We start from the raw sequence: 23,167 nt of genomic DNA, 5'->3' as shown, positions 1-23,167 counted from the left end.
TGTTAATAAAGTGTCAATTATTTGAATCTAAATCTTTTGTAGATTTTGTAAGCTTAATGGTAGTAGTAGTTTCTTTTCCATCACGATAGAAAGTGATTTTTATGTTGTCACCAATTGAATGTTTGTATAAAGCGGATTGTAAATCACTTGTTGAAAAAATTTCTTTATCATCTACTTTTGTAATCACATCATATTTTTGAAGTTTTCCTTCAGCTGGCATTCCAGATTGAGCTGAACGTACGACAACTCCACTAGTTATTTTTGATGGAAGTTTTAAGCGTGATAGATCTGAACTAGACAGATTAGTGATGTCAATCATTTGGATTCCTAGAGCTGGTCGTGTAACAGTTCCATTTGCTTCTAACTGGTTAATAATGTTTATAACATCATTAGATGGAATAGCAAATCCTAATCCTTCAACCGAAGTTCCGCCGTTGCTAGCTATTTTACTTGAAGTAATACCAATTACTTGTCCTTGGATATTCACAAGTGGTCCACCAGAGTTCCCTGGGTTAATAGCTGTGTCTGTTTGAATAGCTTGTGTTGAAATCGTTTGTCCGTCTTCAGATTTTAAAGAAACATTACGATTTAAACTAGAAATAATTCCTTGCGTCACAGTGTTAGCGTAATTTGAACCGAGCGGACTTCCAATCGCAATAGCTGTCTCACCAACCGTCAATTTACTAGAATCTCCAAATTCAGCAACTGATTTTACTTTATCAGCACTAATTCGAACAACGGAGATATCAGAATAAGTATCTGACCCTACAATTTCTCCAGGAACTTTATTACCATCTGCTAAACGAATGTCAACTTTTTTAGCACCACTGATAACGTGAGTATTGGTTACTAAGTAAGCGTATTTTCCATCTTTTTTATAAATAACCCCAGATCCTTCGCTAGCTACTTGTTGAGAATTATCATTGTTATTATTTGAATCATCATTTCCAAACACGCTGTTTTGTGAATTATTATTAGCATAGGTAATAACGGATACCACAGCATCTTTCACTTTACTCACAGCTTGTGTTGTGGAATTTGTATTTTTATAAGCAGTAGTAACTTGATTAACTTTAGTCGTTGTAGAGCTATTTGTTGATAATTTAGATGAAGTTAAGTTTCCAAGTAAACCACCGATAAAACCTATAGCTAAGACCATGAAAAGCAATAACAATTTTTTTGTGAAATTTGAAGAGTTTTTCATATCTTCCTCCTAGTTATTTCAATTACTGAAAGTATAAAGAATTTAACTTAATTATAGCTTAAATGTTTTATCTTTTCCACAAATTGTGGATAACTTTTAAAATCTGTGATTTTCTAAGTCATTTATAAGGCAATTTAATTTTTTATCCTGTGAATAAGGTGTGAAATAATTGTGGATATGGTAGAATAGAAATATTAAAATAAAACTTGTAACTGTTGGAAAATTAAAAGAAAAATACCTTAAAGATGGAATAGCAGAGTATGTAAAACGTTTAGGGCGCTTTACTAAATTTGAGATGATTGAACTTCCAGATGAAAAAATACCTGATAAGGCAAGTCACTTAGAAAATCAACAAATTATTGATAAAGAAGGAAATCGTATCTTATCGAAAATGAATGATAAAGAATTTGTGATTGTTTTAGCTATTGAAGGGCAACAATTTCCATCAGAAGAATTCAGTAAGAGATTAAGTGATGTGACTGTTCGTGGATTTTCGGATATTACTTTTGTAATTGGTGGGAGTCTTGGTTTGTCTACTGCTGTCAAAAAAAGAGCTAATTTGCTGATGAGTTTTGGAAAATTGACACTTCCTCATCAGTTAATGAGATTAGTTTTAGTAGAACAAATTTATCGATCGTTTATGATTCAACAAGGAAGTCCCTATCATAAGTAATCTTGACGTCATAGGCTTTTTTTGTTAAAATGGTAGAGCATTGGTCTCATAGCTCAGCTGGATAGAGCATTCGCCTTCTAAGCGAACGGTCGCAGGTTCGAATCCTGCTGGGATCATATAAGAAAAGGGCACGGGAAAGCGTGCCTTTTTCTATAACTGGATAAAGAGGTCTTTTGAGATGTAAAAATGTATCGTTTAGAGTTTTTTTCAATTTATTTATGAAGATTTTGTATAATTACCTTGTAAGATTTCTTACAAAAAATAAACATTAAGGAGAAATTATGAAAAAGTTGTTTGCTAAAAAAGAGGTAGTAAAAAAGGAAGTTGTAGAATTTAAAGAACTGAATGATGAGCAGTTAGATAAAATCATTGGTGGGGATAGTCGAATCAGAATGGGATTTGATTTTTCAAAACTTTTTGGTAAATAATTATTTAGGAGAATAATATTGTGAAAATAGAATTTGTACATTGGATTATTTTCTCAATTATAGAAGCTGTTTCTGTTGTATATTGCTATAAGAAAATAAGTAGAGTGAATAAAGTGAATATTCACTTTACTTTGTTGTGTTTAGGAATTGTATTTTCAACTGATTTAACTACTTTAATACATTATTCCATTAGATATATGATGTTTTTTATTCAACCATTATTTTTTTATTTATATTTTTTTAAAGTAAAAAAAGTTAGAAGACATCTTTCTGTATTTTTAGCACTATTTTTATCTTTAGTTGTGTCAAGTTCTGAAACCTTCTTTTCAGTCATTATTTCTTCTGTTACAGGTGATAAGTTTGTTGATAGATACTGGGGATTGTTCTATATTTTTATCAATATTATTTCTTTAATTTTTATTTTAAAAGCAATTGATTATTTTAAGTTTAATTTTAAATATTTTAAAAAGGCGGATTTCAAAGAGAATATTTTGCAGTTAAACTTTTATCTCTTATTTATTCATTTTTTATTAAATTTATCGCATTGGCTTAGTAATATGAAAAATTTAAATAGTTTTTCTAGTATGATTGCTACAATTTGCTTTTTAATGTTTATGTCAACTTTATTCTACTTACAATCTATTCGTGAAAAGTATGAAAAAGAAGAACAAATTAAACAAAAAGAACGAGAACAACTACAATTACAAAAATATACAGATGAAATAGTGAGTCTGTATAATGAAATTCGAGGTTTTCGTCATGATTATGGAGGAATGTTGGCAAGCTTCCAATCAGCCATTCATACAGGTGATATAAAAGAAGTAGAGCGAATTTATCAGGAAGTGCTAGTAAATGCTAATTTACAACTTCGTTCAGATAAATATACGTATTTTGATTTAAATAATGTTGGAGATTCAGCACTTAGAAGTGTTATGACACAAACCTTATTTAAGACGCGTGACTATAATATAGAATTAACATTTGAAGTAAAAGATTTTGTTAAACCCTTGCCGATTAAATTGTTAGATTTGGTTAGAATGACAAGCGTCCTTTTGAATAATGCCATAGAAGGAGCAGCAGAAAGTTATCAAAAAACGATGAATGTTTCTTTGGTGGATTTAGATACAGAAACAATCTTAGTTATTCAAAATTCACGTAAGAAACGACCGCTAGATTTAGAAGAGATTTACCAAACTGATTTTTCAACAAAGGGTGAAGGACGCGGTTTAGGCTTAAGCAATATCAAAGAAATTATTAACAACTATGAAGGAATTATCCTCGATACTAAAATTGAGGATGAATATTTTACACAAGTAATAAGAGTAAGGAAAGAAGGTTTATAATGAAAGTATTAGTATTAGAAGATGAAATTACACATCAAGTAAGAATGGAAACAACTTTGGCAGAGATTGCAAAAGAAATGGGAATTACGATAAAAGTTAAAGTAACTGGAAAAGTAAGGGAATTTAAAGAATATATTGAAAACGATGAAGTAAATCAATTATATTTTTTAGATATTGATATCAAAGGAGAGGAAACAAAAGGTTTAGAAATAGCAAAATTTATACGTCATCACAATCCGTATGCCATTATTGTTTTTGTTACAACGAAATCAGAATTTGCCACTATGACCTTCAAATATAAGGTATCTGCACTGGATTTTGTTGACAAAAATTTGAGTGATGTTGCTTTTAAAAAACATATAAAAGACAGCATTGAGTATACAAAAGCGACATTGATTGAAAATAAAGATATGGTGGATTATTTTGAATATAACTTTCGTGGCGGAGAGGTTAGAATGCCTTTTAATGACATTTTATATATTGAAACGACAGGCTCTTCTCATAAATTAAGAATTGTCGGTAAAAACTTTTTTAAAGAATTCTATGGCACTATTGCAGATATTCAAGAAAAAGATAAAGAAACAAGACGTTTCTTTTCACCTCATAAATCCTACCTAGTCAATATTGGAAACATCAAAGGTTATGACAAAAAAATGCGAGAAATAATTTTTTATGAAGATCATCGTTGTCCGATTACTCGAATGAAAATTGGAAAATTAAAAGCTATTTTAGAGGAATTAAAAGGATAAATAGAATAGATAATGAAATAGCAAATATAGTTAAATTTTTAAATAAAAACTATTGACAAAGTTCTCCAAACTGGTATAATAGTATATGTTCTGTGAAAGAACATATATGGTCCGTTGGTCAAGGGGTTAAGACACCGCCTTTTCACGGCGGTAACACGGGTTCGAATCCCGTACGGACTATATCATCCGGCATAGCTCAGTTGGTAGTAGCGCATGACTGTTAATCATGATGTCGTAGGTTCGAGTCCTACTGCCGGAGCTACTAAGCATTCTTTAGGAATGCTTTTTTTACATTGTAAAAATATAATAAAAACCAAACTGTTTTCTTGTGCAGTTTAGTTTTTCAATTATAACGATTTTTTCTTACGTATCTTATTGTAAATTATAAATAACGCGATTCCAGATAAAAATTCTGTACTACCTTCTTTAAGACCATTTGGGATAAATGTCAGTTTTATTTTTCCTGCACCTTTTTTGACATCAATTTTTATAAAGCCATTTTGTGCTCTTGAAATTTTAATTGATTTTCCGTTTTGTGTGGCAGTCCAACCTTTATCATAAGGAATTGTGAAGAATAAAGAACTATCTCGTTGAGCTTGATAATGTGCTGTTATTGTATTATGTTTTGTTGTCACAGATACTTTTTGTCGTTGAATCTTGTTTATCGCTTGTTGAAAATGACTGGTGTCAAGCTTATAAAATTCAGGACTATCAAATGAAACTTTTGAATTATCTGGGAAAGATATTTTAACGGTTATGATTTGTTTTTGCTTAAAATAACCAAGATTAAAAAATGGAAAGACATTGTTGGTACCATAATGCATTTTTTGATTGTTATTTACAGTTATGTCAACTGATTTTTGGTTATCATTTGAGAAAGTTAAGTTTGGCAGAGTTAAATAAACTTGACTATTTGCTGGAACTTCTAAAGTGTAAGTGATGCTGGCAAAAGAGTCATAACTTTCTTTATCTACTTCTGCAGCTATTCTATTTCCAACTTGCTTAACATTATGATTACTTGTAGGAGGTAATCTGTGATAGTATTTTAAATTTAATCCAGAAAGCTGATTGAGAAAACGAGTTTGATTATCTAATGTTAAGTGATTAAACTTTACATCTCTATAAATTGAATTTGTTAAAAATGCTAGTGAATTAGCATTTTTATTTTCATAAAGTGTTAAATTATCTTTCGTTTTAATGGAAGTAAAACCATATTTTTGAGGATTGTTTGTTAAAATATTATATTTTACACCCAATAAGCTATCCATAAGGATACTATTGTTTTGATAACGTAAGTTTAAATTAGTTCCAGATGATTTAAAACCTAATTTATCAAGAATAGAACTAGCTGCAATATTGCGAACAGAAGAAAATTGAGAGATACCATTATAATTGTATTTCATACTGTCATTTCCGGTTTGAATAGCTAATTTTTCAGTTCTAAAGAAATTGGAATTTTTCTTTTTACTGTAGTTGACGAGTAAATCAATAGCTGTTAAATCTTGTTCATAAGCATTTCTACTTGCAAAGCCCCATTCTTTTGCAATTCCTTCCATTTGATAAAAACTATTTAAACTTAGTTCGAAGCAAACAAATAATAAAGTAGAAACAGTAAATATTTTAACAGAAATATATTTTTTTGCATAAGCCCAAGAAATTAAAAGATAAGCGACTAAAAATTCTAATGTTAAGATGAAATTAACAGAACCTAAAAATTTATAATGCTTCTTAAAAATAAAAGTAGCAATAAAACCAAGTCCTAAGATAGAAAAACTGGCTAGAATGTTTGTGAATTTAATTTCTTTTAGACGCTCCAAGCTTTCAGCCGCTAAGAAAATAATGACAGTAGAAAAAGTCCAAGAGTAACGATGTAGGAACATATTTGGCGCGTGCATACCTTGCCAGAGCAGATCCAAAGGCTGTAAGTAAAAACTAGCTACTAAGAATATAATTAAAATAACATAGGAAAGTTTCACGTGAAACTTAATAGACTTTAAAGTGAAGAAGAGAATCGCTAGTAATAATGGAATAAGCCCAACATAAATCATTGGAATAGAGCCATATTTAGTTGTGTCAAAAGATCCAACAAAGTTTTTGGCAAAAATATCTAAATACCAGCTTTTTTCAGTCAGTAAGGTTGTCACTTTTGTTAATTTTTCACCATGAGTTTTTAAATCTAGAAAGGTTGGCAGAATCATGATGAGGCTAGTTATACCAGCTAAAATTGACACAACTGTAAAGTCTATGAAAGATTTAATCCTAATTTTAAAGTTCCATGAAGTTTGAACAAAGAACCACAATACAAGAAAGACTGCCATCATATACCCAAAATAATAATTTTGAATAAAAAGAATTGACAAAGCTATAAAGTAAAGAACACGTCTTTTTTGAGTAATCAACTGATGTAAACCAAGTAAAATAAATGGAATAATAATGAAGACATCTAGCCAAGTTTTTATTTCAAGTTGACTAACTGCAAAACTCATTAGAGCGTAGGAAGTTGACAGTATTAATATAAGATAAGGAGAAATTTTTTTAAAGATACCTTTAATACTGATGAAACAAGTTAATCCCATCAAACCAAACTTTATCAAAGTAAATAAGTATACTTCATCTGGCATATTTTTTAGATTGAAAAAATAAACTAAAGGTGATAAAAAACTCCCTAGATAATAGCTAGATAAGGCATAAAAGTTCAAACCGAGTCCACTTGTAAACGTATAAAAGATGTTATCTGTACCATGCAAAATATTCCTTAAAGTGACATCAAAAATAACATATTGATGAAATCCGTCTCCTAATAGCGGAGAAGTGTCACTTTTCCAATAGATTCCATTTATAAGGTAAGTTATAAACAGAATCAAAAATGGAATAAAAAAGGCTATCAAATAATAATTTTTGAAGAGTTTTTTGATTTTTTTCATAAGCTATCGTAAAATACTAAAATTTAAGGAACTGAATCTTTCATCAGCTCCTATTTTTTGAAAAGTTTAATCTTTCCAAAGACTATTGACTTTTTCTTGTACTTCTTGATTTTCTAAAAATTCATCATAGGTTTCGTCAATACGATCAATGACACCATTTTTAGAAAGAACAATAATATGATTAGCAAGTGTCTGGATAAATTCATGATCGTGGCTAGCAAAAATAATAGATTCTTTAAAGTTTTTCAGACCGTCATTTAGGCTAGAAATAGATTCTAAGTCTAAGTGGTTGGTTGGATCATCTAGTACCAAAACGTTTGATTTGAGAAGCATAAGTTTTGAAAGCATGACACGAACCTTTTCACCACCTGACAAGACATTGACAGACTTGTTAACCTCATCGCCAGAGAAAAGCATACGACCTAGGAAGCCTCGAAGGAAGGTGTTGTCATCTTCTTCTTTACTTGCAAATTGACGGAGCCAGTCAAGAATAGATTCATCGCTGGCAAAATCTTTGCTGTTGTCTTTTGGTAGATAAGATTGACTAGTTGTAACACCCCACTTGACAGTTCCTTCGTAGTCTATATCTCCCATGATAGCTCTGATTAATGCTGTTGTTTGGATATCATTTTGTCCAATAAAGGCTGTTTTGTCTCCTGGACGCAAGATAAAACTGATATTGTCAAGGATGACTTCACCGTCAATCTTGACAGAAAGATTCTCAACTGTCAAGAGGTCATTTCCAATTTCGCGTTCTGCTTTGAAATTAATAAATGGGTATTTACGGCTTGATGGGACAATCTCTTCTAGTTCAATTTTGTCAAGCATTTTTTTACGAGAAGTTGCTTGCTTAGATTTTGAAGCATTAGCAGAGAAGCGAGCAACAAATTCTTGCAGTTGCTTGATTTTTTCTTCAGCTTTAGCATTACGATCTGCTAAGAGTTTAGCAGCTAACTCACTAGATTCTTTCCAGAAATCATAGTTACCAACATAGAGTTTGATTTTACCGAAATCCAAATCAGCCATGTGTGTACATACTTTATTGAGGAAGTGACGGTCGTGAGATACAACGATAACGGTGTTTTCAAAATCAATCAAAAAATCTTCTAGCCAAGAGATGGATTGAATATCAAGACCGTTTGTTGGTTCGTCTAGTAATAGAACATCTGGTTTACCAAATAGAGCTTTTGCAAGGAGAACTTTCACTTTATCTCCGTTTGATAATTCGCTCATATTTTGATAGTGGAGATTTTCTGGGATATTCAAGTTCTGGAGGAGTTGAGAGGCTTCACTTTCGGCCTCCCAACCACCTAACTCAGCAAATTCAGCTTCTAATTCAGCTGCTCGGACACCGTCTTCATCAGAAAAATCAGGTTTCATGTAAATGGCATCTTTTTCTTTCATAATGTTATAAAGATGCTCATTTCCCATGATAACTACATCAATCACTCGTTCTTCTTCATAATCAAAGTGATTTTGCCGAAGGACTGAGAGACGTTCGTCTGGTCCGAGTGAAATATTTCCAGTAGTTGGTTCGATATCTCCAGCTAGGATTTTTAAAAACGTTGATTTTCCTGCACCATTAGCACCAATTAAACCATAAGTATTTCCTTTTGTAAATTTGATATTCACATCATCAAATAATTTTCGATCACTAAAGCGTAGTGATACATCTGATACTGTAAGCAATATTTTTCTCCTAATTCTGTAATTAGTTTCATTTTACTAGAAAATTTGACTTTTTTCAAATGATTCAGGGATAAAATATGACATTTTAGAATATTGATAAGTAAGAGAAATTTCAAAAATTTATAATGAATTTAGAATATTTTTAGGAGGAGAAAATGAAAATTTTATTGGTAAATGGTTATCAAAAACATGAGTTTTGTAAAGGAAAATTAAATTTTAGTTTGTATAATATTATGTTGGATAAATTACGTCACAATCATGATGTGCAATTATCGTCAGTTGAGGACTATAATGTAATAGACGAGAGAAATAAGTTTTTGTGGGCAGATTTGATTATTTTTCAATTTCCTATTTATTGGTTTAATGTACCTGGGAAGTTGAAATTATATATGGATGAAGTCTTTGAATATGGTCAATTTTATTCATTTGCAGATACTTATGGACAAGGTGGTTTAATGAAAAATAAAGAATATATCTTATCCACAACTTGGAATGCACCAGAAGAAGTTTTTAATAATCCGGCTGCATTTTTTGATGGAAAAAATGTAGATGATGTTTTGATTTCATTCCATAAGACCATGGAATTTTGTGGTTTAAAGAAAAGAAAAACACTATCTTTTCATAATGTTGTGAAAAATCCTCAATTTAAATTTTATAAACAGACAATAGAAGATTATTTTTTAAAATAGTTGTAAATAGTGTAAAGGGGGGTGTAAAGTGTTAGTTGTTTTTAATTTTAAAAATCAGATGTCAATCAAGCAACAATTAGAATTGTTAGAGAAGTTCAATCAACCAATGAGCAAACAACATCAATTGATCATTGCTCCTATCATACCGGATTATAATGTATATCATTTTGACATTGCAGTTCAAAATTTGTCAATTAAAGGAAGAAATGTAGGTGATTTATCGCCTCAACATTTAAAACATTACAATATAAATTATGCTTTTGTAGGTCATTTAGAAAGGCAAAAGTATTTAAATGAAACAACAAGAATGATTCGCTCAAAGATTGACAATGCTTTACAGAAAGATATTATTCCTATTATTTGTGTAGGAAATCATGAAAATCCTATTTTTGAATGCGCAACATATTTAGATGATCTAGATCTTCATGATAAACATATTATTGTAGCTTACGAAATATTGAGTGCAACATTAAAAGGAAAAAAAGATTATTCCTTTACAGAAGTTGAAGAAAGTTTTCAAGATTTAAAAGATTATTTGGACAATTTAAGTGTAAAGTTTGGGTTTACATATCAGTTGATTTTTGGTGGTGGTGTAAACCGTGAAGATATTGAACAGATTTTAACTATTGGATTTGATGGGATTCTTATTGGAGATAGGATTGAAAGTTTGGTTGAAACATACCAATACTTACTAAAAGATACTCTTGTATCGATGTAAAAAGATAAGGAGGAGAAAAAATGAAATCAATTTTAGTGACAGGAGGAGCCGGATATATTGGCTCTCATACTGTGAAGGTGCTTTTAGATGCTGGTTATGATGTACATGTTTTGGATAATCTAGCATCAGGTGTTAAGGAAGCGGTGGATGTAAGAGCACACTTTAAAGAACTGGATGTTTATGATGAGTCTGAATTAAAAGCTTATTTACAATCTTATAAAATTGATGCTGTGCTACATTGTGCGGGTGAAATAGTCGTTAGTGAAAGTATCGAAGATCCAAGTAAATATTTTTCAGCAAATGTAGCTGGTATGAATCAGGTGTTAAAAGTATTATCAGCAGTAGGAATTGATAAAATTATATTTTCTTCTACAGCTTCAGTTTATGGCAATAATTGTATGGATAAACCTGCAAATGAAGATACGCTATTAAATCCAGTAAATCCTTATGCAGAGACAAAACTGATGGGAGAACGCATGATTTATTGGATGGCCAACCGTTATGGTTGGAAATATGTCATTTTTCGTTATTTTAATGTTGCTGGTGCTGCTATGGATGCTTCAAATGGTTTGAGGGTTAAAAATCCGACACATATTATCCCTAATATTAATAAAACGGCTCTTGGACAAAATGATGCTTTAAAAATTTATGGCGATGATTATGAAACGCGAGATGGCTCATGCATTCGTGATTATATTCATGTTTTAGATTTAGCGCAGTTACATGTAAAGGGATTTGACTATTTATTTACAGATTCGTCAACTTCACAGATTTTCAATTTAGGAACAGAACAAGGTTATACTGTCAAGGAAATTTACAATACTGCAGAGCAAATTTTACAGCAAAAAATTCCTCATGAAATTGTGGCACGTCGTTCTGGTGATCCAGCAAGTGTGTTAGCAAATGCCTCTAAAGCAAAAGAATTTTTAAATTGGCAAGCAACTTATTCTTTGAAAGATATTATATTATCTGATTATAAATGGCGTGTGAAAGCTGGTAATTCAATTGTCAAATAATTTTAAGAAGTGTAGAAATAGTTTCTACACATTTTTCTTGAAAATGGTATAATATTATCAAGAAAATTCAAGGAGAATGTGATGTCAAAACCTATTATTTTAACAGGAGATCGTCCAACAGGAAAATTACATATTGGTCATTATGTAGGAAGTTTGCGAAATCGTGTTTTATTACAAGATGAAGGAAAATATGAATTATTTGTATTTTTAGCTGATCAGCAAGCCTTGACAGATCATGCTAAGGATCCTAATACAATTGTAGAGTCAATTGGAAATGTAGCATTAGACTATTTAGCTGCTGGCTTAGATCCTGAAAAGACAACTATTTTTATTCAAAGTCAAATTCCTGAGTTGTCAGAGTTGTCAATGTATTATATGAATTTGGTGTCATTAGCGCGTTTGGAACGTAACCCAACTGTCAAGTCAGAAATTTCCCAAAAAGGATTCGGTGAAAGTATTCCAACTGGTTTTTTAGTTTATCCAATTGCACAAGCAGCAGATATTACTGCTTTTAAAGCGAATTATGTTCCAGTAGGAAATGATCAGAAACCAATGATTGAACAAACTCGTGAAATTGTACGTTCTTTTAACCATACTTATAATTGTGATGTCTTGGTAGAGCCTGAGGGCATTTATCCTCAAAATGAAGCAGCAGGACGTTTGCCTGGGCTTGACGGGAATGCAAAAATGTCTAAATCTTTAAATAATGGCATCTATTTATCTGATGATATGGATACTTTACAAAAGAAAGTGATGAGCATGTATACTGATCCTGACCATATCAAGATTGAAGATCCTGGTAAAATAGAAGGCAATATGGTTTTCCATTATTTAGATGTGTTTGGTCGTCCAGAAGATGCGCAAGAAATTACAGCAATGAAGGAACACTATCAACGAGGTGGACTGGGAGATGTGAAAACAAAACGCTATTTATTAGAAATTTTAGAGCGCGAATTAGGTCCTATTCGTGAACGTCGTGTTGAATTTTCAAAAGATATGGGAGCAGTCTACACTATGCTACAAAAAGGTAGCGAAAAAGCACGTCAAGTAGCTAGTCAGACTCTTTCTGATGTAAAATCTGCTATGGGAATTAATTATTTCAAATAAATTAAGAAAGACTGTCACTAAAAGTGATGGTTTTTTAGATAATAGTGATTGACAAATACAGATAGAATGGTATCATATTAACAATAAATACGAGCTGTGCTCAATCAATAAAGAAAAGAGGAATTTGTGGATGTCTAACTGGGACACTAAATTTTTGAAAAAAGGTTTTACTTTTGATGATGTATTACTCATTCCTGCAGAGAGTCATGTTTTGCCAAATGATGCGAATTTACAAACAAAATTGGCTGAAAATTTGACACTCAATATTCCAATTATCACCGCAGCAATGGATACTGTTACAGAAAGTAAAATGGCCATTGCTATTGCTCGTGCTGGAGGTCTTGGTGTTATTCACAAAAATATGTCTATTGAGCAACAAGCGGATGAAATTCGGAAAGTTAAACGATCAGAAAATGGAGTTATCATTGATCCATTCTTCTTGACTCCAACTCATACGGTATCAGATGCAGAAGAATTGATGGAACGTTATCGTATCAGTGGTGTTCCTGTTGTTGAAACGCTTGAAAATCGCAAATTAGTTGGGATTATTACAAATCGTGATATGCGATTTATTACGGATTATAATCAACCTATCTCAGCGCATATGACGAGTAAAAATCTAATAACTGCTCCTGTTGGGACAGACCTTGAAACGGCAGAGCGGATACTTCATGAGCATCGTATTGAAAAATTGCCATTGGTTGATGACTACGGTCGTTTATCTGGTCTGATTACAATTAAAGATATTGAAAAAGTAATTGAATTTCCAAATGCAGCTAAAGATGAATATGGTCGTCTTTTGGTTGCTGGTGCAGTAGGAGTTACTTCTGATACATTTGAGCGTGCAGAAGCTTTATTTGAAGCAGGTGCAGATGCTATTGTCATTGATACAGCACATGGACATTCAGCGGGAGTACTTCGGAAGATTGCTGAGATTCGTGAACATTTTCCAGAACGAACGTTGATTGCAGGAAATATTGCTACTGCAGAAGGTGCACGTGCGTTATACGATGCTGGAGTTGATGTTGTGAAAGTCGGAATCGGTCCAGGTTCAATTTGTACCACTCGAGTCATTGCTGGAGTTGGTGTACCTCAAGTGACGGCAATTTATGATGCTGCACAAGTTGCGCGTGAATACGGGAAAACAATTATTGCAGACGGAGGTATTCAGTATTCAGGAGATATTGTGAAGGCACTGGCTGCGGGAGGTAATGCGGTCATGCTCGGTTCAATGTTTGCTGGTACAGATGAGGCGCCAGGTGAAACGGAAATTTTCCAGGGTCGTAAGTTTAAAACTTATCGCGGAATGGGTTCGATTGCAGCTATGAAGAAAGGGTCAAGCGATCGTTATTTCCAAGGTTCTGTTAATGAAGCAAATAAATTGGTACCGGAAGGAATTGAAGGTCGTGTAGCTTATAAAGGTGCAGCAGCAGATATCGTTTTCCAAATGATTGGAGGAGTTCGTTCTGGTATGGGATATTGTGGAGCAGCCAATCTCCAAGAGCTACATGACAAAGCTCAATTTATTGAAATGAGTGGAGCTGGTTTGAAAGAAAGCCACCCTCATGATGTTCAAATTACGAATGAAGCTCCAAACTATTCTGTACAATAAGATCTATTATAAAAGCTCTGCAGCAGATAATGCAGAGCTTTTATAATTAACACACTTTACAAACGTGTAAAACGTGTTAATATCTAGTTTACACCTTGTCTTCAGTTAGATGTCCTTCATGAATTGAGAAAATTTTAATATTAGAAGGCATGTTTTGTAGATGTTCTAGAGTTGTTGTTGTCATAAATGTTTGGATATTTTGAGAAATAGTTTCAAGTAAATTAAGTTGACGACTATTGTCAAGTTCACTCATAACATCGTCAAGTAGAAGAATTGGTTTTTCTTTAGTAACAGTTTCCATGAGCTCAATTTCTGCCAGTTTGAGAGATAAAACCACGCTTCGATGTTGTCCTTGACTACCAAAATTGGCATTCATGTCATTGATATAAAAAGCAATATCATCTCGATGGGGACCAACTCCAGTATTTTTTTTAAATAAATCTCTACTACGGCTTTGCTTTAATGCAATTTGGAAAGATTCTTTTAAATTATTGGAATCTGAAAGTGGAACAGAAGAGCAGTACTTAATGGTTACGTTTTCTAAATGACTTGAGAGTTCCAAATGTTTTTGTTGACCAAAGTGCTCTAATTTTTTGAGAAATTCTATCCTATGCTGCATAACACGACAACCAAACTCTACTAGTTGATCATCTAAAACTGCTAAAAAAGTCTCATCCATTGTTTTTGCTGTTTTTAAATAAGTATTTCTTTGTTTTAAGACATGGTGGTAATGTGATAAATCAGATAAATAGATTGGTTTAATTTGCCCCAATTCTATATCAATAAATTTTCGTCTAAGGGCTGGAGCTCCTTTAATCAACTGTAAATCTTCTGGAGCAAATAAAACAACATTCATATTTCCAACATAATCAGATAGTTTGCTTTGTTTTAGATGATTAACTTTTGTAATTCTTCCTTTAGGTGTCAAGTCAATTTCCAAAGAAATATTTCCAGTTTGCTTAACAAGTTGTCCAGATATTTTCAGGGTATCTTTGGAGAAATAAATTAAATCTTTGTCTGAACGAGTTCGATGACTTCGTGTCAATGCAAGAAAATAGATAGCTTCCAAGATATTTGTTTTTCCTTGAGCATTTTGGCCTAGAAAAATATTGAGACCAGAATGAAAATCTATTTCAGTTGCTTCATAATTACGAAAATGTTGAATTTGTAAGTTTTTTAACCACATATTAAATACCTGGGAAGCGGATAGGAGCTTTTTTATTAGATTTATTGGCTTTTTTATTTACTGTTGTTGATTTACTTTTTTTGATATTTTTGTTCATTTCTTTTACAAGGGTGGCAACTCGTCTTTTTTCTAAAAGTTCTTTTTCATGCTCCCCCCTGTCCTTTTCATTTGGTGCAGTCAGCAGTATTTCTAATTTTTGATTTGGAAGAGTAATGGTATCGCCAATGCGAATTTTCTTTCCGCGGCGAGTTTCGAGCTCTCCATTAAAATAAACTTGATTTTCTTGAAGAAAGCTTTTAATAGCACCACCACTTTGAATGATTCCGACTTCTTTTAATAATGCTTGTAGAGTGATGTAGTCATCAAATAATTTATATTCCATAATTCACCTCGATCTTTGTCATTATATCATAATTAGATGAAAAGATGATATTAGAATTATCACAAGCACACCATTAAGAAAACGTTTTAAGTTGAAAGAATAAAGCTTGAAGGAGAAATTAGGAGTCGTTTCGTGATATAATAGAAGTCAATATTAAAAGAACATGAGGGACACTATGGAGCTGGTTTCTGGAGTAGATCTCCATTTTATAACATCAAAAAAATTTAAAACGAATCGAATAAAAATGAGGTTTTCAGCTCCGATGTCTACGGATACGATAGCGGGGCGCGTGCTGGTTGCAAGTATGCTTGAAACAGCTAATGAAATCTATCCAACTTCGCAGATTTTTCGTGAACGATTAGCAACTCTTTATGGTGCCAACTTTTCAACGGGATTATCACGCAGAGGACTAATACATTACGTGGATTTAAATATCTCTTTTGTTAGCGATGCATTTTTAAGTCGAAAAAATACACTAACAGGAGAGATACTTGATTTTTTAAAAGATAGCTTGTTAAAACCTTTAGCGAATGAAGGAGCTTTTAATCAGGCTGTTTTTGAAATTGAAAAAACGAATGTACTCAATGATTTAAAAGCTGAAATTGAAGATCATTTTTATCACGCACATCAAGAGCTGAATAAATTATTTTATACAGAAAAGGAAATGCAAACTCCTCGTTTAGCTACGCCAGACTTAGTTGACAAGGAAACACCAGAAAGTAGTTTTGCTATTTTTCAAAAAATGCTTCAAAATGATAAAATTGATATCTTTTTTATGGGTGATTTTAATGAGATTGAAGTCTGTGAATATATGAAAACCTTTGGTTTACATCCTCGTCAACTTAGTTTACAATTGCATTATCATCAAGAATTTTCGAATATTTTAAAAGAATCATTGGAGCGAAAAGATGCTCATCAATCTATTGTTGAATTAGGATATCATTTTTCTACTCAATATGGTGATAAGACTCATATCCCTCTTATTGTATTAAACGGACTTTTAGGTGGCTTTGCTCATTCAAAATTATTTGTTAATGTTCGGGAAAAAGAGGGTCTAGCTTATACAATTTCAAGTAGTATTGATATTTTTTCGGGTATGATGCGTATTTATGCTGGAATTGATAGGAAAAATCGAACAAAAACAGTGAGTTTAATTTATCGACAAATTGCAGATTTTAAAAAAGGACATTTTACTGATGAGGCGTTAAATCAGACCAAAAAAATGCTACGAAATGCGATGCTCCTTTCTTTAGATAGGCAAAATACGTTGATAGAACAAGCTTATATGGCATCTGTTTTGCGGAAAACATTTATGCCAATTTCTGTTTGGCTAAATGCTTTAGAAGCAGTCAGCCGAGAAGATATCATTGTCGCTGCAACACAACTCAGGCTACAAGCGATTTATTTTATGGAAGGAAAATAATGCAAACTTTAAAAATGGAGAGGAAGGATTATCCAGCAGTTGGAGAAGCAGTCTATCAGACTACTTTACGAAATGGTCTAAGAGTTTTTCTTTTACCAAAACGAGATTTCAATGAAACTTATGGGATTATGACAGCAAATTTTGGCTCAATTGATACTTATTTTATTCCACGTGGTTCTAATCAAGCTGTTCAATACCCTGCAGGAGTTGCACATTTTCTAGAACATAAATTATTTGAGGATGAAAATGGTCAAGATCTTTTACAGCAGTTTGTTGAATTAGGCGCTGAGAGCAATGCCTTTACAAGTTTTACTAAGACCAGTTATCTTTTTTCGGCGACGGACAATGTTTTAGAAAATGTTAGATTGTTGCAAAGTTTACTAGAAAATGCTTACTTTACAGAAGAATCCGTTCAACGTGAACAGGGAATTATTCAGCAAGAAATTGATATGTACAAAGACAATCCAGATTATTGCCTGTTTTTTCACACTTTAGCAAATCTTTATCCAGACACTCCATTGGCAGAAGATATTGCAGGAAGCGTTGAATCAATTGCAGAAATAACCGTTGAGGATTTGGATGAAAACTTTGAAACCTTTTACCATCCATCTAATATGAGTTTACTGCTGATTGGTAATTTTGACTTAGAAAAGACCATTGCTGTTATTCAGGAACAACACGAATCTTTGAAGGGAATTGATGAAGAAAGTTTGATTAGACGTTTTCCCCTTGCGTTAAATCCTGTTATTTCTACGGGGAGTGTTCGAATGGAAGTGGCAAGTTCTAAACTTGCAATCGGATTACGTGGGAGTCAATCGTTAGTGGGAACCGATTTATTTCGTTATAAGACTGCTTTAAAACTGCTATTTGCAATGATGTTTGGTTGGACATCTAAAAGATTTCAAACGCTTTATGAGGCTGGAAAAATAGACAACTCATTATCGTTAGAAGTTGAAGTAGAAAAAGATTTTCACTTTGTGATATTAACAATGGATACTAGTGAGCCAGTTGCTCTGTCTCACCAATTTCGTTCTGCGATTCGTGGTTTTGAAAAAGACCCTGATGTAACAGAAGAGCATCTTGATATTATAAAAAGTGAAATGTTTGGCAATTTTTTACATGGACTGAATTCATTAGAATATATTGCCACTCAATACGAAACCTTTTCAGAAGGGGATAATCTATTTGATTTACCAAAAATATTACAGACAATCAGTTTAGTTGATGTGATTGAGATAGGACATCATTTTATTGATTCTTGTGAAATGATTGATTTTACTATTTTTCCAAAATGATTTCATGTTTTGGTGAAATTTGGTAAAATAGTGTTTAATAGAAAGAAGGCTAGTGTGTATGAGAAAGAAAACAATCGGTGAAGTCCTGAGGTTAGCTCGTATTAATCAAGGAATGAGCTTGGAAGATTTACAAAAGAAAACAGATATTCAGTTAGAGCTACTGGAAGCTATGGAAGCTGATGATTTTGATCGTCTTCCCAGTCCCTTCTATGCTCGTTCTTTTCTAAGAAAATATGCTTGGGCTGTTGATTTAGATGAGCGAATTATTCTTGATGCTTATGAAGAAGGAAGCATGATTACTTATGATGAAGTGGATGTTGATGAGGAAGAGAATTTTAGAAGTCGAAGAACAAAAAAACAACGAACTTCTTTTTTACCATTATTTTATCTGACGATTCTTGCATTAGCTATTTTATCTTTTGTTAGTTATTATGTTTGGACATACGTTCACCATAACTCATTAGCAACCACTCCTTCATCAAGTTATAGTGTTGTAAACAAACAGACAACCACTTCTTCTAGTTCGACTAGTGAGGCAACTTCTAGTGAATCTTCTAGCAGTTCAAAGACAAATTTGATTGTATCAGGAAATGGTAACAACTTGACAGCAACCTTGACAGGTGCAACTGGCCCTGTCAATTTAAAACTATCTGTTAGTGATACAACTAGTTGGGTAAGTGTTACAGGTACAGACTTAGAAGGTGGTGCAACATTAAGTCCTGAGAATCAAAGTGTGTCAACTACAATCTCTCCAGGGACTGCTTCAACAATTACTCTTGGTGTGGTTCAAGGTGTGACCATTACAATTGATAATCAACAGATTGATACGTCAGGCTTGACAAGTTTGACAGGTACAATTACACTTATAATAAATAGTTAAGGAAAAGAAAATGAAAAAAGAAAATATTCCCAATGCTTTAACTCTTTTGCGGATTGCTTTAATTCCAATTTTTATTTTAGTACTATCCTTGGGCCACTCTGTTGGAATACATGTCTTTGCAGCGATTATTTTTGCAGTAGCCAGCATTACAGATTATTTGGATGGATATTTGGCTCGTAAATGGAAGGTTGTAACAAATTTTGGGAAATTTGCTGATCCGATGGCAGATAAGTTATTGGTCATGTCAGCTTTTATTATGTTGATTGAAATGAATATGGCACCTGCTTGGGTGGTTGCGGTTATCATTTGTCGAGAGTTAGCTGTGACAGGTTTGCGGCTATTGTTGGTTGAAACTGGAGGAACAGTTTTAGCAGCAGCGATGCCTGGGAAAATAAAAACATTTACGCAGATGTTTTCCATTATTTTTCTGTTATTGCACTGGACACTGCTAGGACAAGTTTTGCTATATATTGCATTGATTTTTACGATTTATTCAGGTTATGATTACCTCAAAGGAAGTGCTTATCTCTTTAAAGACACATTTAGATAATATGAAAAATATCATTGAAGTTCAGCATTTAAAGTATAAATACGATAATCATGTAGATAGTTATATCCTTAAAGATGTGACGTTTCACGTGAAACAAGGAGAGTGGCTGTCTATTGTGGGGCATAATGGCAGTGGCAAGTCTACGACGATTCGTTTAATAGATGGCTTGTTGGAAGTAGAAAGTGGCGAGATTATCATTGATGGAGATAAATTAACTTTTGAAAATATCTGGGAAAAACGGCGGCATATTGGGATGGTTTTTCAAAATCCAGATAATCAATTTGTAGGGGCGACTGTTGAGGATGATGTTGCCTTTGGTTTGGAAAATCAAGGGATGGATTACCAAACGATGTTTGACAGAGTTCAAGAAGCATTAGACATTGTTGGAATGCAAGATTTTAAAGAACGTGAACCTGCAAGGCTTTCTGGTGGACAAAAGCAGCGCGTGGCTATTGCTGGTGTGGTTGCTTTGCGTCCTGACATCATTATTTTAGATGAAGCAACTAGTATGTTGGACCCAGAAGGGCGTTTAGAGTTGATTCAGACAGTTAAAAAAATTAAAGATCGACATGGTATGACTGTTATTTCTATCACGCATGATTTGGATGAAGTAGCTCTTAGTGACCGAGTTTTGGTGATGAAAGAAGGACAAGTAGAGTCAACTAGTACACCAAGTGAGCTTTTCTCACGAGTGGATTTAGAAGATTTAGGTTTAGATGAACCTTTTACAAATCAAGTAAAAGCAACTTTGCTGGACTCAGGCTTTCAATTGCCAGAGCGCTATTTAACAGAAAAAAAATTGCAGGATTATTTATGGGAATCACTTTAGAAAATGTAAGTTATACTTATCAAGCAGGCACTCCTTTTGAGAATCCTGCCCTTTTTGAAGTCAATTTAGAAATAAAAGATGGCTCATATACTGCTTTGGTTGGTCATACAGGTAGTGGAAAATCAACTATTTTACAATTGCTGAATGGGCTTTTAGTGCCAACTGAAGGAAGTGTCGTGATTGATGATGTCAAAATTACTTCCACATCTGTAAATAAAGATATTAAACAAGTACGTAAAAAGGTAGGATTGGTTTTTCAATTTGCTGAAAGTCAGATTTTTGATGAGAGCGTTTTAAAAGATGTTGCTTTCGGTCCACAAAATTTTGGAGTATCAAAGGAAGACGCTGAACGTGTAGCACGTGAAAAATTAACTCTTGTTGGAATTTCAGAAGAATTATTTGAACGTAGCCCATTTGAACTGTCTGGGGGACAAATGCGTCGAGTAGCCATAGCTGGTATTCTAGCTATGGAACCAGATATTCTTGTATTGGATGAGCCAACGGCAGGTTTAGATCCTGCTGGACGAAAAGAGTTGATGAGTTTATTTAAGCGATTACATGAAGCAGGAATGACCATTGTTTTGGTAACGCATTTGATGGATGATGTCGCTAATTTTGCAGACACCGTCTATGTGATGGAAAAAGGAAGATTAGTCAAAAGCGGAAAGCCTCGGCAAGTTTTTCAAGCTGTAGCATTTATGGAAAGTATTCAACTAGGAGTTCCTAAAATTACAAAATTTGCACAAGAATTAAAAAATAGAGGGCTAACTCTTCCGTATTTACCTATCACCATAGAAGAATTTAAGGAGTTACTACATGGATAGTATGATTTTGGGGCGATATGTTTCTGGAAATTCAATCATTCATCGACTAGATCCTCGCAGCAAACTTTTGTCAATGTTTTTCTTTATTTTAATTATTTTTTTGGCAAATAATATTTTAACCAATGGACTATTATTCGTCTTTACAATGTTATTAGTTGGACTTTCCAAAATTCCTTTAGGTTTTTTCCTTAAAGGATTAAGATCTATGGTCTTTTTGATTGCTTTTACCACTTTATTCCAACTATTTTTTACATCTGGTGGCACGACTTTATTTCAATTTGGCTTTATTAGAATTACTGAAGTAGGTCTGGCTCAGGCGGGTATCATTTTTAGTCGTTTTCTTTTGATTATTATTTTTTCTACCCTATTAACTTTAACAACAATGCCACTTAGTTTGGCAGACGCAGTTGAATCATTATTGCAGCCTTTAGCAGCATTAAAAGTGCCCGTTCATGAAATAGGGTTGATGTTATCAATGAGTTTACGTTTCGTTCCTACTTTGATGGATGATACGACACGGATTATGAATGCTCAAAGGGCGCGTGGGGTTGATTTTGGTGAAGGAAATATTGTTCAAAAAGTAAAATCAATTATCCCTATTTTAATTCCGTTATTTGCTTCTAGCTTTAAGCGTGCGGATGCTTTGGCGACTGCTATGGAAGCGAGAGGCTATCAAGGTGGTGTAGGAAGAAGTCGTTATCGGCAGTTGAGATGGAAAAAAGCAGATACCTTTTCTATTTTTATTATGTTTGCCTTAGGTTTGATGTTGTCTTTCTTAAAAAGTTAAAAAACTTATATTATTGTTAGCTAAAAAACGTCTTGAAGGGCGTTTTTTGCGTATAAAATCAATATTTCTGTAATCTTTGTAATACAATTATAAGATTATAGTAATATTTTATGTGTAATATAGTATTATACGAAAAAAGGAGAAATTGATATATACATGAATACAAAATCAATGAAATGGACTTTATCAGGACTTTTTACGGCAGTTGCTTTTTTTGCAACAGGAGCTATTGCAAGTGCTGAATCTTATACTGTTAAATCAGGTGATACTTTATCAGAAATCGCTAAAGAAAAAAATACATCAGTTGAAAAAATTGTTGAACTCAATAGAATTGAAAATCCTGACTTGATTAAAGTTGGGCAAATTTTAGAACTTGATGAAGAGAAAAATTCAGAAGTTTCAACAGAAACTACAACAGAAGAAGCTGTAACTTATGAAGATGTGACATATAACGCACCTGCTGCTTCTACTACTTATTCGCAACCAGCTACAGCAAGCACTTCTTCAAATGTTGTTCTTCCTAATGGAAATACTGCTGGTGCTACGGGATCTTATGCGGCTGCTCGTATGGCAGAATTGACAGGTGTCCCAGCATCAACTTGGGAGCATATTATTGCTCGCGAGTCAAACGGACAAGTAAATGCTTATAACCCATCAGGGGCTAGTGGTCTTTTCCAAACTATGCCAGGTTGGGGTTCAACAGCAACAGTAGATGATCAGATTCAAGCTGCTTACCGTGCTTATAATGCTCAAGGTCTTTCAGCTTGGAACTATTAAGCAAAATTTTATGATAAATGAGTAAACAAAAAGACGAATCATTGAGTAAAAAATGTACTGCCCCCAAAAAGTTAGACAAAAA

Annotated in this window: 22 protein-coding genes and 3 tRNA genes; 20 read left to right on the top strand and 5 right to left on the bottom strand. The window is 33.1% G+C overall.

The features are described 5' to 3' along the window. Positions 1-13: 13 nt before the first annotated feature. Positions 14-1,204 carry a serine protease HtrA gene (locus tag HMPREF2933_RS00120; RefSeq protein WP_024052475.1) on the bottom strand — a complete coding sequence of 397 codons (1,191 nt, stop codon included), beginning with the start codon at positions 1,202-1,204 and terminating at the stop codon, positions 14-16. Between the two features lie 193 nt (positions 1,205-1,397). Here HMPREF2933_RS00120 and rlmH point away from each other — a divergent pair, with 193 nt between their 5' ends. The 7 genes from rlmH to HMPREF2933_RS00090 all read left to right on the top strand — a co-directional run bounded on the left by rlmH (position 1,398) and on the right by HMPREF2933_RS00090 (position 4,656). Then, on the top strand, positions 1,398-1,877 hold the full coding sequence (gene rlmH, locus HMPREF2933_RS00115; RefSeq protein WP_024052476.1) for a 23S rRNA (pseudouridine(1915)-N(3))-methyltransferase RlmH: 480 nt from the start codon (positions 1,398-1,400) through the stop codon (positions 1,875-1,877). Between the two features lie 42 nt (positions 1,878-1,919). Next, positions 1,920-1,993 (top strand) — tRNA-Arg (locus HMPREF2933_RS00110). 165 nt (positions 1,994-2,158) lie between these two features. Beyond that, positions 2,159-2,305 (top strand): bacteriocin, encoded by a 147-nt coding sequence (locus HMPREF2933_RS09515; RefSeq protein WP_003029519.1) that lies wholly within the window; start codon positions 2,159-2,161, stop codon positions 2,303-2,305. A 20-nt stretch (positions 2,306-2,325) separates the two neighbouring features. Then, complete coding sequence (locus HMPREF2933_RS00105) at positions 2,326-3,648, top strand: sensor histidine kinase (protein WP_371317911.1); 1,323 nt, start codon at positions 2,326-2,328, stop codon at positions 3,646-3,648. After that, the gene (gene comE, locus HMPREF2933_RS00100) at positions 3,648-4,397 is read left to right on the top strand and encodes a competence system response regulator transcription factor ComE (RefSeq protein ID WP_024052478.1); all 750 of its coding nucleotides are present in this window, start codon (positions 3,648-3,650) and stop codon (positions 4,395-4,397) included. Before HMPREF2933_RS00105 ends, comE begins: the two co-directional genes overlap by 1 nt. 108 nt (positions 4,398-4,505) lie before the next feature. Then, positions 4,506-4,577 (top strand) — tRNA-Glu (locus HMPREF2933_RS00095). A 5-nt stretch (positions 4,578-4,582) separates the two neighbouring features. After that, positions 4,583-4,656, top strand: a tRNA-Asn gene (locus tag HMPREF2933_RS00090). Positions 4,657-4,744: 88 nt separating this feature from the next. On the opposite strand, the gene HMPREF2933_RS00085 is transcribed toward HMPREF2933_RS00090, so the two are convergent. Together HMPREF2933_RS00085 and HMPREF2933_RS00080 are read right to left on the bottom strand one after the other, a co-directional pair. Continuing rightward, a complete protein-coding gene (locus tag HMPREF2933_RS00085; protein ID WP_024052479.1) occupies positions 4,745-7,321 on the bottom strand; it encodes a YfhO family protein in 2,577 nt (858 codons plus the stop codon). 66 nt (positions 7,322-7,387) lie between these two features. Further along, positions 7,388-9,010: an ABC-F family ATP-binding cassette domain-containing protein gene (locus tag HMPREF2933_RS00080; protein WP_024052480.1), complete on the bottom strand. Its 1,623-nt coding sequence runs from the start codon at positions 9,008-9,010 to the stop codon at positions 7,388-7,390. Positions 9,011-9,165: 155 nt separating this feature from the next. Between HMPREF2933_RS00080 and HMPREF2933_RS00075 the strand changes: the two genes are divergently transcribed. From HMPREF2933_RS00075 to guaB, 5 genes are all read left to right on the top strand, one after another. Continuing rightward, entirely contained in the window at positions 9,166-9,699 is a 534-nt protein-coding gene (locus tag HMPREF2933_RS00075) for an NAD(P)H-dependent oxidoreductase (protein ID WP_024052481.1), read from the top strand. Between the two features lie 28 nt (positions 9,700-9,727). After that, a complete protein-coding gene (locus tag HMPREF2933_RS00070) occupies positions 9,728-10,417 on the top strand; it encodes a triose-phosphate isomerase (protein ID WP_024052482.1) in 690 nt (229 codons plus the stop codon). 20 nt (positions 10,418-10,437) lie between these two features. Continuing rightward, a complete protein-coding gene (galE, locus tag HMPREF2933_RS00065; RefSeq protein WP_024052483.1) occupies positions 10,438-11,433 on the top strand; it encodes a UDP-glucose 4-epimerase GalE in 996 nt (331 codons plus the stop codon). An 81-nt stretch (positions 11,434-11,514) separates the two neighbouring features. Next, positions 11,515-12,540: a tryptophan--tRNA ligase gene (gene trpS, locus HMPREF2933_RS00060; protein ID WP_024052484.1), complete on the top strand. Its 1,026-nt coding sequence runs from the start codon at positions 11,515-11,517 to the stop codon at positions 12,538-12,540. A gap of 130 nt (positions 12,541-12,670) precedes the next feature. After that, positions 12,671-14,152, top strand: a complete 1,482-nt coding sequence (guaB, locus tag HMPREF2933_RS00055; protein WP_003026802.1) for an IMP dehydrogenase — start codon at positions 12,671-12,673, stop codon at positions 14,150-14,152. Between the two features lie 88 nt (positions 14,153-14,240). Here the strand turns inward: guaB and recF are convergent, their stop codons facing one another. Both recF and yaaA read right to left on the bottom strand, forming a co-directional pair. After that, positions 14,241-15,338: a DNA replication/repair protein RecF gene (recF, locus tag HMPREF2933_RS00050; RefSeq protein ID WP_024052485.1), complete on the bottom strand. Its 1,098-nt coding sequence runs from the start codon at positions 15,336-15,338 to the stop codon at positions 14,241-14,243. Position 15,339: 1 nt separating this feature from the next. Then, positions 15,340-15,720: a S4 domain-containing protein YaaA gene (gene yaaA, locus HMPREF2933_RS00045; protein ID WP_024052486.1), complete on the bottom strand. Its 381-nt coding sequence runs from the start codon at positions 15,718-15,720 to the stop codon at positions 15,340-15,342. Between the two features lie 175 nt (positions 15,721-15,895). Here yaaA and yfmF point away from each other — a divergent pair, with 175 nt between their 5' ends. The 8 genes from yfmF (at position 15,896) to HMPREF2933_RS00005 (ending at position 23,085) form a co-directional block, all read left to right on the top strand. Continuing rightward, positions 15,896-17,143: an EF-P 5-aminopentanol modification-associated protein YfmF gene (yfmF, locus tag HMPREF2933_RS00040; RefSeq protein WP_024052487.1), complete on the top strand. Its 1,248-nt coding sequence runs from the start codon at positions 15,896-15,898 to the stop codon at positions 17,141-17,143. Next, the gene (yfmH, locus tag HMPREF2933_RS00035; protein WP_024052488.1) at positions 17,143-18,438 is read left to right on the top strand and encodes an EF-P 5-aminopentanol modification-associated protein YfmH; all 1,296 of its coding nucleotides are present in this window, start codon (positions 17,143-17,145) and stop codon (positions 18,436-18,438) included. Before yfmF ends, yfmH begins: the two co-directional genes overlap by 1 nt. Positions 18,439-18,496: 58 nt before the next feature. Further along, complete coding sequence (gene rodZ, locus HMPREF2933_RS00030) at positions 18,497-19,318, top strand: cytoskeleton protein RodZ (RefSeq protein ID WP_024052489.1); 822 nt, start codon at positions 18,497-18,499, stop codon at positions 19,316-19,318. 10 nt (positions 19,319-19,328) lie between these two features. Continuing rightward, the gene (gene pgsA / locus HMPREF2933_RS00025; protein WP_024052490.1) at positions 19,329-19,868 is read left to right on the top strand and encodes a CDP-diacylglycerol--glycerol-3-phosphate 3-phosphatidyltransferase; all 540 of its coding nucleotides are present in this window, start codon (positions 19,329-19,331) and stop codon (positions 19,866-19,868) included. Position 19,869: 1 nt separating this feature from the next. Next, complete coding sequence (locus tag HMPREF2933_RS00020) at positions 19,870-20,697, top strand: energy-coupling factor ABC transporter ATP-binding protein (RefSeq protein ID WP_070672279.1); 828 nt, start codon at positions 19,870-19,872, stop codon at positions 20,695-20,697. After that, positions 20,682-21,521 (top strand): energy-coupling factor transporter ATPase, encoded by an 840-nt coding sequence (locus HMPREF2933_RS00015; protein WP_070242166.1) that lies wholly within the window; start codon positions 20,682-20,684, stop codon positions 21,519-21,521. Before HMPREF2933_RS00020 ends, HMPREF2933_RS00015 begins: the two co-directional genes overlap by 16 nt. Next, positions 21,514-22,308, top strand: a complete 795-nt coding sequence (locus HMPREF2933_RS00010) for an energy-coupling factor transporter transmembrane component T family protein (RefSeq protein WP_024052493.1) — start codon at positions 21,514-21,516, stop codon at positions 22,306-22,308. Before HMPREF2933_RS00015 ends, HMPREF2933_RS00010 begins: the two co-directional genes overlap by 8 nt. A 156-nt stretch (positions 22,309-22,464) precedes the next feature. Next, positions 22,465-23,085, top strand: coding sequence for a LysM peptidoglycan-binding domain-containing protein (locus HMPREF2933_RS00005; RefSeq protein ID WP_003031567.1), 621 nt, complete (start codon positions 22,465-22,467; stop codon positions 23,083-23,085). Positions 23,086-23,167 lie beyond the last annotated feature (82 nt).

The sequence above is a fragment of the Streptococcus sp. HMSC066F10 genome, from assembly GCF_001813805.1.
Taxonomy (GTDB): Bacteria; Bacillota; Bacilli; order Lactobacillales; family Streptococcaceae; genus Streptococcus; species Streptococcus vaginalis.
This window is presented reverse-complemented; position numbering and strand designations above follow the sequence as displayed.